Origin of the sequence: Hephaestia caeni (assembly GCF_003550065.1) — a bacterium.
GTDB classification, from domain to species: domain Bacteria; phylum Pseudomonadota; class Alphaproteobacteria; order Sphingomonadales; family Sphingomonadaceae; genus Sphingomonas; species Sphingomonas caeni_A.
Map to the genome: position 1 here is coordinate 535,120 of NZ_QXDC01000004.1, position 14,708 is coordinate 549,827.

General features: G+C 66.5%; 14 protein-coding genes. 10 read left to right on the plus strand and 4 right to left on the minus strand.

The window, feature by feature from the left end:
• Nucleotides 1-143 precede the first annotated feature (143 nt).
• Complete coding sequence (locus tag DFR49_RS17115; protein WP_119036882.1) at nucleotides 144-632, plus strand: hypothetical protein; 489 nt, start codon at nucleotides 144-146, stop codon at nucleotides 630-632.
• A gap of 222 nt (nucleotides 633-854) precedes the next feature.
• Here the strand turns inward: DFR49_RS17115 and ppdK are convergent, their stop codons facing one another.
• The 3 genes from ppdK to DFR49_RS17130 all read right to left on the minus strand — a co-directional run bounded on the left by ppdK (nucleotide 855) and on the right by DFR49_RS17130 (nucleotide 6,761).
• Nucleotides 855-3,515 (minus strand): pyruvate, phosphate dikinase, encoded by a 2,661-nt coding sequence (ppdK, locus tag DFR49_RS17120; protein ID WP_119036883.1) that lies wholly within the window; start codon nucleotides 3,513-3,515, stop codon nucleotides 855-857.
• A 113-nt stretch (nucleotides 3,516-3,628) separates the two neighbouring features.
• Complete coding sequence (glyS, locus tag DFR49_RS17125; protein ID WP_119037278.1) at nucleotides 3,629-5,884, minus strand: glycine--tRNA ligase subunit beta; 2,256 nt, start codon at nucleotides 5,882-5,884, stop codon at nucleotides 3,629-3,631.
• Nucleotides 5,885-5,921: 37 nt separating this feature from the next.
• On the minus strand, nucleotides 5,922-6,761 hold the full coding sequence (locus DFR49_RS17130) for a glycine--tRNA ligase subunit alpha (RefSeq protein WP_119037279.1): 840 nt from the start codon (nucleotides 6,759-6,761) through the stop codon (nucleotides 5,922-5,924).
• Nucleotides 6,762-6,921: 160 nt separating this feature from the next.
• On the opposite strand from DFR49_RS17130, the gene DFR49_RS17135 reads away from it, so the two are divergent.
• The 3 genes from DFR49_RS17135 to pth all read left to right on the plus strand — a co-directional run bounded on the left by DFR49_RS17135 (nucleotide 6,922) and on the right by pth (nucleotide 9,351).
• Nucleotides 6,922-7,836: a TraB/GumN family protein gene (locus DFR49_RS17135; protein WP_245968612.1), complete on the plus strand. Its 915-nt coding sequence runs from the start codon at nucleotides 6,922-6,924 to the stop codon at nucleotides 7,834-7,836.
• A gap of 226 nt (nucleotides 7,837-8,062) precedes the next feature.
• Nucleotides 8,063-8,722, plus strand: coding sequence for a 50S ribosomal protein L25/general stress protein Ctc (locus DFR49_RS17140; protein ID WP_119036885.1), 660 nt, complete (start codon nucleotides 8,063-8,065; stop codon nucleotides 8,720-8,722).
• A 59-nt stretch (nucleotides 8,723-8,781) separates the two neighbouring features.
• The gene (gene pth / locus DFR49_RS17145) at nucleotides 8,782-9,351 is read left to right on the plus strand and encodes an aminoacyl-tRNA hydrolase (RefSeq protein WP_119036886.1); all 570 of its coding nucleotides are present in this window, start codon (nucleotides 8,782-8,784) and stop codon (nucleotides 9,349-9,351) included.
• Between the two features lie 37 nt (nucleotides 9,352-9,388).
• Here pth and DFR49_RS17150 read toward each other — a convergent pair whose 3' ends face one another.
• On the minus strand, nucleotides 9,389-9,772 hold the full coding sequence (locus tag DFR49_RS17150; RefSeq protein ID WP_119036887.1) for a MerR family transcriptional regulator: 384 nt from the start codon (nucleotides 9,770-9,772) through the stop codon (nucleotides 9,389-9,391).
• A gap of 76 nt (nucleotides 9,773-9,848) precedes the next feature.
• Here DFR49_RS17150 and DFR49_RS17155 point away from each other — a divergent pair, with 76 nt between their 5' ends.
• From DFR49_RS17155 to DFR49_RS17180, 6 genes are all read left to right on the plus strand, one after another.
• Entirely contained in the window at nucleotides 9,849-10,595 is a 747-nt protein-coding gene (locus tag DFR49_RS17155; protein ID WP_119036888.1) for a MauE/DoxX family redox-associated membrane protein, read from the plus strand.
• Nucleotides 10,596-10,759: 164 nt separating this feature from the next.
• Nucleotides 10,760-11,365, plus strand: a complete 606-nt coding sequence (locus DFR49_RS17160) for a TIGR02466 family protein (protein ID WP_119036889.1) — start codon at nucleotides 10,760-10,762, stop codon at nucleotides 11,363-11,365.
• Between the two features lie 11 nt (nucleotides 11,366-11,376).
• Complete coding sequence (locus DFR49_RS17165) at nucleotides 11,377-11,799, plus strand: VOC family protein (protein ID WP_119036890.1); 423 nt, start codon at nucleotides 11,377-11,379, stop codon at nucleotides 11,797-11,799.
• Nucleotides 11,800-11,891: 92 nt separating this feature from the next.
• The gene (ychF, locus tag DFR49_RS17170; protein WP_119036891.1) at nucleotides 11,892-12,992 is read left to right on the plus strand and encodes a redox-regulated ATPase YchF; all 1,101 of its coding nucleotides are present in this window, start codon (nucleotides 11,892-11,894) and stop codon (nucleotides 12,990-12,992) included.
• Nucleotide 12,993: 1 nt separating this feature from the next.
• The gene (locus tag DFR49_RS17175; protein WP_119036892.1) at nucleotides 12,994-13,314 is read left to right on the plus strand and encodes a hypothetical protein; all 321 of its coding nucleotides are present in this window, start codon (nucleotides 12,994-12,996) and stop codon (nucleotides 13,312-13,314) included.
• A 54-nt stretch (nucleotides 13,315-13,368) separates the two neighbouring features.
• Nucleotides 13,369-14,652 carry a hypothetical protein gene (locus tag DFR49_RS17180; protein ID WP_245968613.1) on the plus strand — a complete coding sequence of 428 codons (1,284 nt, stop codon included), beginning with the start codon at nucleotides 13,369-13,371 and terminating at the stop codon, nucleotides 14,650-14,652.
• Nucleotides 14,653-14,708 lie beyond the last annotated feature (56 nt).

Below are 14,708 nucleotides of genomic sequence, written 5' to 3' on the forward strand. Positions count from 1 at the left end.
GATACTGGCGTTGGGGTGGCCGGGTGGGGGAGCGGGCCGGTGCCGCAACCGATTCAGCCACGCCGCCTCCGCCAAAAACCCGCCACGGGAACGCGAGACCCGTCAGCATCGTTGGTGCGCCGTAACATCCGGAGTATCGGACGATGCTGTTCACGACCCCTACCCAATATGCGGTGCTCGCCCTGCTCTTGATCGCGGGCTGGCTGTTCGGGCTTGCGAGCCATCCCGGCGGGCGCAAATGGCGCGCGCGCTACGAGGCCGAGCGCGAGGCGCACGCCGCCTATCGCGAACAGACCGAGGCGCGGATCGACGCGCTCCAGCGCGAGAATGCGGCGTTGGGGCACGATCGTGTCGCGGTGCCCGCCGATCCGCGCCCGATCGACGCGCCCGCCCGCGGCCCCTGGCTGGGTGCGCGCGAGAGCGACGACCTGACGCGCATCCGCGGCATCGACGCGACGCTTGCGGACCGGCTGCGCGTCGCCGGAATCCGCACCTTCGCCGATATCGAGGCGATCCCGGCCAACGCCGAGACCGCGCTCGAACGCGAGATCGGCGTCCCCGACGGCACCATCGCCGAGCAACGCTGGCGCGAACTCGCACGGATGCTCCGCGAAGGCCGCGAGGAGGGGTAGAGTCGGATTCGGTTAGGCGCGGTGCCGGCCCACTCCCCCACCCGGCCACCCATAGGATAATCGCATTGGGTGGCCGGGTGGGGGAGTGGGCCGGCACCGCTTCCACGCAAATGGAATTCCGTCACCCCAGCGCAGGCTGGGGTCCACGTCTGTTTCGATCAAGCGCCACGACAGCGCCTTCTCACTGACAGGCATGGATGCCAGCCTGCGCTGGCATGACGGCTATTTCTTCAACGCCGCCTGCGCCGCCGCCAGCCGCGCGATCGGCACGCGGTACGGCGACGCGCTGACGTAATCGAGTCCCAGCCCCTCGCAGAAGCGGATCGACGCCGGGTCGCCGCCATGCTCGCCGCAAATGCCGAGCTTGATGCCCGGCCGGGTTGCGCGCCCGCGGGTCGCCGCGATCTCGATCAGTTCGCCGACGCCCTCGACATCGATGCTGACGAACGGATCGGTCGCGTAGATGCCCTTGTCGACATAGGTCGTCAGGAAGCGCCCGGCATCGTCGCGGCTCACCCCGAGCGTGGTCTGCGTCAGATCGTTGGTGCCGAACGAGAAGAACGCGGCGGCATCGGCGATCTCGCCCGCCTTCAACGCCGCGCGCGGCAGCTCGATCATCGTGCCGACGAGGTAATCGAGGCGCCGGTCCTTCTCGGCGAACACCGCCTCGGCGGCCTTGTCGACCACCGCCTTCATCAACTCCAGCTCGCGCTTGGTCGCGACCAGCGGGATCATCACCTCCGGCACTACCGCCGCGCCCGATTTCGCCGCGACGTCGCATGCCGCCTCGAAGATCGCGCGCGCCTGCATCTCGTAGATCTCGGGATAGGTGACGCCCAGCCGGCACCCGCGATGCCCGAGCATCGGGTTGAATTCGTGCAGTTCGGCCGCGCGGCGCTTCAGCGTCTCGACATCGACCCCGGCCGCCGCGGCAACCTCGGCGAACTCATCCTCCTCGTGCGGCAGGAATTCGTGCAGCGGCGGATCGAGCAACCGGATCGTCACCGGCAACCCTGCCATCACCTCGAAAATCTCGGTGAAGTCGGCGCGCTGTTCGGGGAGCAATTTGTCGAGCGCGGCGCGCCTGCCCTTCTCGTCGGCGGCGAGGATCATCTGACGCACCGCGGTGATCCGCGCGGCATCGAAGAACATATGCTCGGTGCGGCACAGTCCCACGCCCTCGGCGCCGAAGTCGCGTGCGGTGCGGCAATCGGCCGGGGTCTCGGCATTGGCGCGGATCCTGAGCCGCCGCACCTTGTCCGCCCAGACCATCAGCGTGCCGAAATCGCCGGCCAGCTCGGGCTGCACGGTCGGGACGGCGCCCGCCATCACCTCGCCGGTCGCGCCGTCGATCGTGACCGTCTCGCCTTCCGCGATCTCGCGGCTGCCGATCCGCATCACGCGCGCCTTCATGTCGATCGAGAGCATCCCCGCGCCCGAAACGCACGGCCGCCCCATGCCGCGCGCCACCACCGCGGCGTGGCTCGTCATCCCGCCGCGCGCGGTCAGGATCCCCCTGGCGGCGTGCATCCCGTGGATGTCCTCAGGCGACGTTTCGATCCGCACCAGGATCACCGCCTCGCCGTCGTTGGCGCGGCGCTCGGCGGTGTCGCTGTCGAACACCGCCGCGCCGCTGGCGGCACCGGGGCTTGCGGGCAGCCCCTTGGTGAGCACGTCGCGTTGCGCATCCGGGTCGAGCGTCGGGTGCAGCAACTGATCGAGCGCCGCCGGATCGACGCGCGCGACCGCTTCTTCCTCGGCGATCAGCCCTTCGCTCGCCATATCGACCGCGATCTTGAGCGCGGCCTTGGCGGTGCGCTTGCCGGTGCGCGTCTGGAGCATCCAGAGCTTGCCGCGCTCGACGGTGAACTCGATGTCCTGCATGTCGCGATAATGATCTTCGAGCAGCCGGAAGACCTTGGCCAGCTCGGCAAAGGTTTCGGGCATCGCCTCTTCCATCGACGCGGCCTTGGCGCCCGCCGTCTCGCGCGCGGCACGGGTCAGATATTGCGGCGTGCGGATGCCCGCGACCACGTCCTCGCCCTGCGCATTGATCAGAAACTCGCCGTAATGCGCATTGTCGCCGGTCGAAGGATCGCGGGTGAACGCCACCCCGGTCGCCGAGGTGTCGCCCATGTTGCCGAACACCATCGCCTGGACGTTGACCGCGGTGCCCCAGTCGCCCGAAATGTGGTTGAGTCGGCGATAGACCCTGGCGCGCTCCGAATGCCACGATCCGAACACCGCGGCCGTCGCCCCCCAGAGTTGATCATGGACATCCTGCGGGAACGGCTTGTTCCATTCGCGTTCGACGACCGCCTTGTATTCGGCAACGAGCCCCTTCCAGTCATCGGCGCTCATCTCGGTATCGAGCGTGTAGCCGCGATCTTCCTTGGCGATCTCGAGCGCTTCCTCGAACGCGCCGTGATCGAGCCCGAGCACGACATCCGAATACATCTGGATGAAGCGGCGATAGCTGTCCCACGCGAAACGCTCGTCGCCTGCTTTCGCCGCCAGCCCCACGACCGTTTCGTCGTTAAGGCCGAGGTTGAGGACGGTATCCATCATCCCCGGCATCGACACGCGCGCACCCGACCGGACCGAGACGAGCAATGGATCGGCCGCATCGCCGAAGCGCTTGCCGGTGACGCCCTCGATATGCGCGATGCCGGCGGCGACTTCCACGCGCACGCTGTCGGGGAAGGTCTCGCCCTCGTCGTAATAGCGCGTGCACATCTCGGTGGTGATGGTGAAGCCGGGCGGGACCGGCAGGCCGATCCCCGCCATCTCCGCGAGGTTCGCGCCCTTGCCGCCGAGCAGGTTCCTGTCGCCTGCGCCGCCATCCGAAACACCGCCGCCGAAGCGGTACACATACTGCGCCATTATTGCCTTCCCCAAGGTTGGTGCGCCGGCCGTTTTGCCCGGTCGTGCGCGTCTGATGGTCTCGTTCGAACTCCGGTGAAGTAGAGGAAGTGGAGAGTGTCGCGCGGGTGCGCTCAGCCCTCGATTCTGGAGAAATCGGCGACCCCGTGCACCGCATCGCGCACCCGCGCCAGCAGTGCGAGCCGTGCGTCGCGCTTGTCGGGATCGGCGTCGTTCACGGTCACCTTGTCAAAGAACGCATCGATCGGCGCACGCAGGCTGGCAAGGGCGGCCATAGCGGCTTCGAAATCCTCCCGTTCGACCGCGCTCGCCGCAGCGGGGGCGGCCGAATCGAGCGTGGCAATCAGGGCAGCTTCCTCTTTTTCGGGCGTGTAGGACAGGGCAAATTCACCGTGCTCCCGCGCTTTCGCAAGCGCACCGGCGGGCTCCCACGCTTCCTTCTTGAGGATATTCGCCGCGCGCTTGTAGCCCGCGAGCAGGTTGGCGCCGTCCTCGGTGCCGACGAACGCCTGCAACGCATGAACCCGCGCGAGCAGGCGGACGAGATCGTCCTCACCGCCGAGCGCAAACACTGCGTCGATCAGATCGTGGCGAACACCGGCTTCGCGTTGTTGGACCTTGAGGCGGTCCGCGAAGAAGTCGAGAAGGAGTCCGCTGGAAAATTCGCCCTCAAGATTGATTCGATCGTCGTAGCTCGAACCCGCCGGCCACAGACTTACATCAACAATGGTATCGCCGTAATATAAGACACGCTTGCCATTTTTATTTTCTATATGGAAATTACGATCCTCCGCTTGGAGTCCAAGGTCTTTATTTTTACCAGCATAATCCAGCAACGCAGCCATAACCCAGCCGCGTATATAGAACTCAGAAATGCCGTCGGCGATATTGAATCGAAGTTTTTTCGCAATGATCAGGCGGATTACTGCCAGTGCCGCACGACGCAGAGCGAAAGGATCTTTCGATCCGGTTGGAAACGCCTCGATCGCAAAAAATCCGACCAACGTATCCAGCTTATCCGCCAGCGACACCGCCACCGTCACCGGCGCGGTGGGCACGTCGTCGCCCTGCCCGACCGGTTTGTAGTGATCGCGGATCGCCTCGGCGACCGCCGCATCCTCGCCCTGCGCGGCGGCGTAATAGCCGCCCATCAGCCCCTGCAATTCGGGGAACTCGCCGACCATCCCGGTGACGAGATCGGCCTTGGCCAGTCGCGCCGCACGCTCGGCCAAAGCGGGATCGGCGCCCTTGACCACGCCTTCTTCCACCAGCCACCGCGCCAGCTTCGCCACGCGCTCCACCTTGTCGGCGACCGTCCCGAGCTTGTCGTGAAACACGATCTGCCCGAGTTTTCCCGCCTGTTCGTCGAGCGGCACCTTGAGATCGGTCTCGTAGAAGAATTTGGCGTCCGAAAGCCGTGCGGCGAGCACCTTGCGGTTGCCGTCGACGATCTTCGCGCCACCGTCGGCCGCGTCGATATTGGCGGTGCAGACGAAGGCGTTCGCGAGCGTGCCGTCCTTGCCCCGGCACACGAAATATTTCTGGTTGACGCGCGCGGTGAGCTGGATGACCTCGGGCGGCACGCCGAGATACGCTGCGTCGAAGCGCCCGAGCAGCGGCACCGGCCATTCGGTGAGCCCGGCATTCTCCGCGACCAGCCCTTCGTCCTCGATCAGTTCGAGCCCCGCATCGGCCGCGAGTTTCGTCGCCCCGTCGCGGATCACGCGCGCGCGTTCGTCGTGATCGACGATGACATGGGCGTCGCGCAGCTTCTCGGCATAATCCGCCGCCGAGCGAATCGTGATGCTGCCGGGATGGTGAAAGCGGTGGCCAAGCGTCGTCGCCCCGCTGGCGATTCCGGCAATCTCGAACGGCACTTGCGTCTCGCCGAACAGCGCGACGATCCCTTGCAGCGGGCGCACCCAGCGCAGGCTTTCGGTCGAGGCCGAGGCGGCGCCCCAGCGCATCGATTTGGGCCACGGGAAGGCGCGCACGATCGCGGGGATCGCCTCGGCAAGCACGTCCGCCGTCTTGCGGCCGGGCTTCTCGACAACCGCGAACCACACGCCCTCGCGATCCTCGAGCTGATCCTGGCGGAGCCCGGTCTTGCGCAGGAACCCTTCGAGCGCCTGTGGCGGCGCCGAGGTGCGCGGCCCCTTGGTTTCTTCCGAAACGGCGGCAGTCTCGACCGGCAGATCGCGCGCGATCAGCACCAGCCGGCGCGGCGTGGCATAGGTGACGAGATCGCCCGCCGCGATTCCCGCGTGCGCCAGTTCGGCCGCGAACAACCGCGCCAGATCGGCCCGTGCCTTCGCCTGCATCCGCGCCGGAATTTCCTCCGAGCGCAGTTCGAGAAGGAAATCGGTCATCATTCCTCCCCGTTTCGGGGAGGATTTGCCACCGCCATCACGCCGCCCACCCGTTCTTTTCCATCCACGCCTGGCAACTTCCCTTGGCGAGATCGCGCACCCGGCCGATATACGCCTGCCGCTCGGCGACCGAGATCACCCCGCGCGCTTGCAGCAGGTTGAAGACATGGCTCGCCTTGATCGCCTGTTCGTAAGCGGGGATCGGCAGCTTCTCCTTCAGGCAGCGCTCGCATTCCGCCGCCGCTTTCCTGAACAGGTCGAACAGCGCCTCGGTATTCGCCACCTCGAAATTCCACTTGCTCATCTCGCGTTCGTTTTCGAGGAACACGTCGCCGTATGTCACGCCCGCGTCGTTATACGCGAGGTCGTACACATTATCCTTGTTCTGGATGTACATCGCGAGCCGTTCGAGCCCGTAGGTCAGTTCGCCCGCGACGGGCAGGCAATCGAATCCGCCCATCTGCTGGAAATAGGTGAATTGCGTCACCTCCATCCCGTCGCACCAGACTTCCCAGCCCAGCCCCCAGGCGCCCAGCGTCGGGCTTTCCCAATCATCCTCGACGAAGCGGATGTCGTGCGTGCCGAAATCGATCCCGATCGCGGCGAGGCTGCCCAGATAGATATCCTGAATGTCCGCCGGGCTGGGTTTGAGCACCACCTGATATTGGTAATAATGCTGGAGCCGGTTGGGATTCTCGCCGTAGCGGCCGTCGGTGGGGCGGCGGCACGGCTGGACGAAGGCGGCGTTCCACGGCGTCGGGCCGAGCGCGCGCAGCGTCGTCGCGGGGTGAAAGGTGCCCGCGCCCATCTCCATGTCATACGGCTGGAGGACCAGACAGCCGCGATCGCTCCAGTAATCATGGAGCGTCAAAATCATGCGCTGGAAGCTCAACGGCTCGGTCACTCGGGCAGGCGCCTGTTGCAGTGCGATAGGATGCGCGTGCCTTGCCGTAACGCGGGTGCGGAATCAAGCGGACGGCTGGACCCGCGCCGTCGACGCCCCTAAGCGACAGACGATCCGATGGAGTTCGCCGCCTGTGAAGCTATTCCCGTTCGTCGCGACCGCCGCCTTCTTCCTGCTGCCGACCGCCGCGTGCGGCCAGGCGGCCGATGCCCCCGCCGCCGTGGCCTCTGCAACCGCCGATGCCGATCCCGCGCTATGGGTGGTCAAGGACGACGACACCACGATCTATCTGTTCGGCACGATCCATGTCCTCAAGCCGGGGCTGTCGTGGTTCGACGAGGCAGTGAAAAGCGCGTTCGATGCTTCCGACGAACTGGTGATGGAGATCGTCCAACCCGACGATCCGTCGAGCGTCCAGGCGCTGATTCTCCGCAAGGGCATGTCGGCCGACGGGCCGACCCTCACCGAGCGGCTGCCCGAGGACAAGCGCGCCGATTATGCGGCGGTGATGACCGCAAACGGCCTGCCGCCGGCCGCGTTCGACCGGATGGACCCCTGGCTCGCGGCGATGTCGCTGACGATGACCTCGCTCACACGCCTCGGCTACCAGCCCGCCAACGGCCCCGAGGAAGTGTTGACCGCGGCGGCGAAGGCGGCGGGCAAGCCGATCACCGGGCTGGAGACGGTCGAGCAGCAGTTCGACTATCTCGACGGCCTTTCGGCGCCCGCGCAGATGGCGATGCTCGAAAGCACGATCGACGAGACCGGCGAGGCGGGCAAGCTGTTCGCCGACATGGTCACCGATTGGTCGAAGGGCGACGATCAGGGCATCGCCGCGCTGATGAACGACGGGCTCGGCGACTCGCCCGAACTCGAACGCGTGATGCTCACCGATCGCAACGCCCGCTGGGCCGGCTGGATCGCCGAGCGGATGAAGCAGCCCGGCACGGTGTTCGTCGCGGTCGGCGCCGGCCACCTCGCGGGCGAGAACAGCGTGCGCGCCGATCTCGCGAAGCGCCACCTCACGGCGACGCGCATCGATTATTGATATTGAGGCCGCACCGGCCCGCTCCCCCACCCCGCCCCCCAAGTCATTATACTTGCATGGGAGGCGGGGTGGGGGAGTGGGCCGGTGCGGCGACCAACAAAAACTACCGGCAAACACCTCCGCTTGCCTGCCGCCACCGCTTCGCCTATAGGCGCGCGGTTCCGGTCATGGTCATCCCTGGAGGCGTGATCGGGAAGACATATCATTCGTATTTCGGAGAATTAGCATGAGCGACCAGTTGACGCTCGCTGCCGAGACGCGTGATCGGGTTGGCAAGGGAGCCTCCCGTTCGCTTCGTCGTGACGGCCGCGTGCCCGCCGTGATCTATGGCGACAATCAGGACCCCACCCCGATCCATGTCGAGGAAAAGGCGCTTAACAAGCTCCTGATGACCGGCTTCTTCATGAACTCGGTCGTCATGGTCGAGGTCGACGGCAAGCCGCAGCGCACGCTGCCCAAGGACGTGACGCTCGATGTCGTCACCGAACGGCCGGTCCATGTCGATTTCCTGCGTATCTCCAAGAACGCCAAGGTCACCGTCAGCATCCCCGTGCGCTTCGTCGACGAGGAGAAGGCGCCCGGCATCAAGCGCGGCGGCGTGCTCAACATCGTTCGCCACGAGCTGGAGCTGATCCTCGATGCGGCCAACATTCCCGACGAGATCGACATCTCGCTCGAGGGCCTCGAGGTCGGCGACGCGATCCACGTCAGCAAGGTGGCGCTGCCCGAGGGCGCGACGCCGGTAATTGACGATCGCGATTTCACCATCGCTACCGTGGTCGCGCCGTCCGCGCTCAAGTCGAGCGACGGCGATAACGAGACCGAAGGCGCCGAAGGCGAGGCTGCCGAAGCCACCGCCGAGGAAGCGGGCGGCGAAGAAGCCTGATCCTGTCGGCCCCTGGCGCGCCGCGCCGGGGGCCTTTCACGGCACGGGGAGGTGCGGCCATGCAGCTCTGGGCGGGGCTAGGCAATCCCGGGGCCAAATATGCGATGAACCGGCACAATGTCGGCTTCATGGCGATCGATGCCATTGCCGAGGTCCACGGGTTCGAAGCTCCCCGGAAGCGCTTCGCCGGCTGGGCGATCGAGGCGCGACTGGGGCCTGAGAAGCTCCTTCTCCTCAAGCCTGCGACCTTCATGAACGAAAGCGGCCAGGCGATCGGCGAGGCGATGCGCTTCTACCGGCTCGAGCCGGCCGATGTCACCGTCTTCCACGACGAACTCGATCTGGCCCCTTTCAAGGTCAAGGTGAAGCATGGCGGCGGCACCGCCGGGCACAATGGCCTGCGCTCGACCGAGGCGCATATCGGCCCCGATTTCCGCCGCGTGCGCATCGGCATCGGCCACCCCGGCCACAAGGGCCGCGTCCACAATTACGTTCTCGGCAATTACGCCAAGGCCGATATCGACCCGCTCGCCGACATGCTCGGCGCGATCGCCGCCGAAGCCGACTGGCTGGCGAAAAGCGACGACGCTCGCTTCATGAACGACGTGGCGCTCCGCTTGCAGGGATGACCGGCGCGAAGCCGGGTTCCTCTACGCCTGCAAGGGCTCACCCCGCGAACGCCGCGATGATCGGGCATGGTCCCTCATCCGACGCGGCACATTCGCGCGCCAGCTTCTGAAGCGCGCCCCGCGCCGCCGCCAGTTCCGCGATCTTCGCATCGAGCGCGCCGATCTTCTCGCGCGCCAATTCTCGCGCTCGCGCCCGATCGCGGCCGGCGTCGAGCGCGATCAGCTCGGCGATCTCGTCGAGCGAGAACCCCGCCGCCTGCGCCTGCCGGATGAAGCGCAGCCGGCGCACGTCCTCCATGCCGTAGCGGCGCACGCCCGATCCGCGCGCAGGCGTCTCCATCAGCCCGCGACGCTGGTAATAGCGCACTGTCTCCACCCCGACCCCGCCGGCCTCCGCCAGCCCGCCGATCGTTGTCATCATTCACCTCTTGAACCGTACCTTGGTACGGACCCTAGATAGGCGATGTCGCCTTGGCGGCCAAGACCCGGAGACTGAAATGACGAGCCCCAAGACCGCGACGCTCTATCGCATGGTGATGCCCGACCATGTCTGCCCTTATGGGCTCAAATCCAAGGACATGCTCGAACGCCGCGGCTATCGGGTCGACGATCGCTGGCTTACGACGCGCGAAGAAACCGATGCCTTCAAGGCCGAACACGGCGTCAAGACCACACCGCAGACCTTCATCGAGGGCAAGCGGATCGGCGGCAACGACGATCTGCGCCGCTTCTTCGGCAAGGCCGTGCCCGAGCCGGGTGCGACCTCGTACACGCCCGTGATCGCGGTGTTCGCGATGACCGCGCTGATGGCGCTGGCGACGAGCGCGACCGTGTTCGGCACGCCCTTCACGGTCCGCGCGGGCGAATGGTTCATCGCGTTCAGCATGTGCGTGCTCGCGCTGCTCAAGCTCCAGGACGTCGAGCGTTTCTCGTCGATGTTCCTCAATTACGATCTGCTCGCGCGGCGCTGGGTGCCCTATTCCTACGTCTATCCCTTCGCCGAGGCCGCGGCGGGCGTGCTGATGATCACCCATGCCTTCGGCTGGCTGTCGATCCCGATCGCGCTGTTCATCGGCGGCATCGGCGCGGTCTCGGTGTTCAAGGCAGTCTATATCGACAAGCGCGACATCAAATGCGCGTGCGTCGGCGGCAACAGCAACGTCCCGCTGGGCTTTGTCTCGCTGACCGAGAACGTGATGATGGTGGCGATGGCGCTGTGGATGCTCGCGCGGGCGATGGGGTGAGGATTTGATCGCAGACGTCCATGCGTCGGTGCGCTATAGACCCTGTATCACCACCTCCCGTTCGCCCTGAGCTTGTCGAAGGGCCGTTCTTCCCTTCCGGTGAAAGAAAGAGCGGTGCTTCGACAAGCTCAGCACGAACGGGGAGTCAGGACCATTGCCTTTTCATGCCCACCCGCTCGCTCTTCGCCACGCGCTTCTACGAAGCCGACCTTGCCGACGACGCGCTGCTCGCCGAGCTGGCGGACGCCTGCATCGACCTCGCCGAACAGGATATCGCCGGGCAGGACTGGTCCGAGGCGCACCTCTATCGCGGCTATACCAGCTACGCCTCGCTCGACGATCTGCCGCAGCGCGATCCGCGAATCGGCGATCTGGTGCGCCACCTCAACCGCCACGTCGCCGCCTTCGCGAAGGACTGCGCATTCGATCTCGGCGGCAAGCGGCTCAAGCTCGATAGCCTTTGGGTTAATGTGCTCGAACCCAGCGGCACGCATTCGGGGCATATCCATCCGCACAGCGTGGTGTCGGGGACGATCTACATCGCGGTGCCGCCCGGATCAGGCGCGCTCAAGCTCGAAGATCCCCGCCTGGCAATGCTGATGGCCGCCCCCGGCCGGCGCGACGACGCGCCAGAGGATCTGAAGCCCTTCATCTATGCCGAACCCGCCCCCGGCACCATCTTCCTGTGGGAAAGCTGGCTGCGCCACGAAGTCATGCCCAACATGGCCGCAGAAGAACGGATCAGCATCAGCTTCAACTATCGCTGGTAAGGAGACGGCGCATGACGCAGCAGCAGATCGCGGTGGTGACGCTCGGCATCGCCGATCTCGCCCGATCGAAGCGCTTCTACGCCGAAGGCTTCGGCTGGGCGCCGGTGTTCGAGAATGACGAGATCGCCTTTTACCAGATGAACGGCTTCGTGTTCGCAACCTGGCTGTCCCCCGCGCTCGAAGCCGATATGGACCGCCCCGCGCGCGGCACCTCGGCGGTCGCGCTGGCGCACAATGTGGCGCACGAGGCCGAGGTCGCGCCGCTGATCGCACAATTGGCGACGGCCGGCGGCACCGTTCTGCGCGAGGCCGACGCCCCGCCGCATGGCGGATATCGTGGCTATATTGCCGATCCCGACGGCCATGCGTGGGAAATCGCGTGGAACCCGGCGTGGCCGATCGACGATCAGGGGCACGTACATTTCGCAGCCTGAGCGCGCATCATCGTCCCGCACCGGCCTGGCCGGGCTGGCATCGCGCGGCGAAACGCCTTATCCGCGCGAACAATCAATCGAAGGACGTATCAATGGGATTCCGCTGCGGCATCGTGGGCTTGCCCAATGTCGGCAAATCGACGCTTTTCAACGCGCTGACCGAGACCGCGGCGGCGCAGGCCGCGAACTATCCGTTCTGCACGATCGAGCCCAATGTCGGCAACGTCGCGGTGCCCGATCCGCGGCTCGACAAGCTTGCCGCGATCGCCGGCTCGGGCAAGATCATCGAGACCCAGCTCGGCTTCGTCGACATCGCCGGGCTGGTGCGCGGCGCGAGCAAGGGCGAGGGGCTGGGCAACCAGTTCCTCGGCAACATCCGTGAGGTCGACGCGATCGTCCACGTGCTGCGCTGCTTCGAGAATGACGATATCCAGCATGTCGACAACCATGTCGATCCGATCGCCGATGCCGAGACGGTCGAGACCGAGCTGATGCTCGCCGATCTCGAAAGCCTCGAAAAGCGCGTCCCCAACCTCGTCAAAAAGGGCCAGCAGGGCGACAAGGAGGCCAAAGCGGCCGCAAGCGTGCTCGGGCAGGCGCTCGATCTGCTGCGCGAGGGCAAGCCCGCGCGCCTCGTCGAACCCAAGGACCCCGAGGAGGAACGGCTGTTCGCGCAGGCGCAGCTCCTCACCGCCAAGCCCGTGCTCTACGTCTGCAACGTCAACGAAGACGATGCGGCGAACGGCAACGCCTATTCGGCGCGCGTGTTCGACAAGGCCCGGGCCGAGGGCGCCGAGGCGGTCGTCGTCTCCGCCGCGATCGAGGCCGAGATCGCGACCATGCCCGCCGACGAACGCGGCGACTTCCTCGCCGAGCTGGGGCTGACCGAAACCGGCCTCGCGCGCGTGATCCGCGCCGGCTACGCGCTTCTTCACCTCCAGACCTTCTTCACCGTTGGCCCCAAGGAAGCCCGCGCCTGGACGGTCCCGACCGGCGCCAAGGCACCGCAGGCAGCCGGCGAGATCCACACCGATTTCGAACGCGGCTTCATCCGCGCCGAAACGATCGCCTACGACGATTATGTCACGCTGGGCGGCGAGGCGGGTGCGCGCGAAGCCGGCAAGCTGCGCCAGGAAGGCAAGGAATATGTCGTCCACGACGGCGACGTGATGCTGTTCCGGTTCAACGTGTGAGATGATCGCGCGGCTGCTCCTCGTCCTGCTGCTCGCCGGGCTTGCGCTGCCCGCGACCGCGACGATGCCGTGCCACGACGGCGCGCCGCCCCCGATGGCGGGCATGACGCATCACGCGCCCGCGACCTCCGATGTGCCCACTACCCCCGCCAAGGCGATGCCCGCGCACCTCTGCATCGGCTGCGTGCCGCCGTCGAGCTGGCGCGCGGGCACGATCGCGGCGCCGCTGCTACCGCCGATGACGCTTGGCGGTCGGCCGCTCCGCGCGCTGATCGCAGGGCCACCCCTCGCGCCCGAGCCGCCACCGCCACGTCTCGCCTGATCGCCCCGGGGGGTCACCCCCCGATCCGATCATGACGAGACATGGAGATTTACGATGAACAAGACCCTGCTGGCAGCGCTCGCTGCCGCGGCGCTGTGGCCCGTGGTGGCGGCGGCGCAAACGATGAGTCACGACCATGACATGGCGATGCCCGAGAGGGACAGCGATGCGCAGACCGACGAGTCGATGCCCGAAACGACGATGCCCGACTCCGGCTACACCCCCGGCTCGGGCACCGCGCGCCTGCCTGCCGACGAAGGCATGATGCAAGGCGTGATGACCGATGCCGGCGACTGGATGGTGATGGCGCACGGCTATCTCTGGGGCGCCTATACCGATCAGGGCGGCCCGCGCGGCGACACACAAGCGTTCGTGCAATCGATGGCGATGCTGACCGGCGACCGTGATCTCGGCGGCGGCGCGCACCTGCAATTGCGCTCGATGCTGAGCCTCGATCCACTGATGCGCGCGCGCGGCTATCCCAATCTGTTCGCGACCGGCGAGACGGCGGGCGGCGTGCCGCTGGTCGATCGCCAGCATCCGCACGACCTGTTCATGGAACTGGCGGCGCGGGTCGACATCGATACCGGCACCGATTCGAGCGTGTTCCTCTACGGCGGCCCGGTCGGCGAACCCGCGCTCGGCCCCTCGGCCTTCATGCACCGCCGCTCGGATCGCTACGCGCCGCTCGCGCCGATCACGCACCATTGGTTCGACAGCACGCACATCACCTATGGCGTCGTCACCGCGGGCTGGGGAAATCGCACACTCCAGCTCGAAGCCTCGGCGTTTCGCGGCCGCGAGCCCGACGAGGAGCGCTGGGGGATCGAAACCCCGAAGCTCGATTCATGGAGCGTGCGCGCAAGCTGGACGCCCTCCCCCCATTGGGCCGCGCAGGTGAGCCACGGCCGGCTCGAAAGCCCCGAGACGACGCACCAGCAAGAGGATGAGGCACGCACCACCGCGAGCATCCATTATGCAAACGGCGGGCTGGCGACGATGCTGGCCTTCTCCGCCAAGAACCGGCTTCCCGGCCGCACGCTGACCGCGTGGCTCGCCGAGGCCAATTGGGACATCGACCGGCACCACACATTGTTCGGCCGCATCGAGAATGTCGCCAATGACGAGCTGTTCGGCGAAGGCGATCCGTTGCACGATCGCGCTTTCAGGGTGACGCGCTTCGAGGCCGGCTATGCCTATCGGCTGCCGCTGGGGCCGTTCGATCTCGCGCTCGGCGGGGCGCTCGCCGCTTATGCCAAGCCCGCCGCGCTCGATGCCGCTTATGGCGACGCGCCGATCGGCACCACCCTGTTCGCCAAGCTGTCGCTGGGGCAATAGGGAGCGGCAGCGTTGTTCCTTGCGCTCCTGCTTTCGTAAGAGCGCAAGGGCCGCCA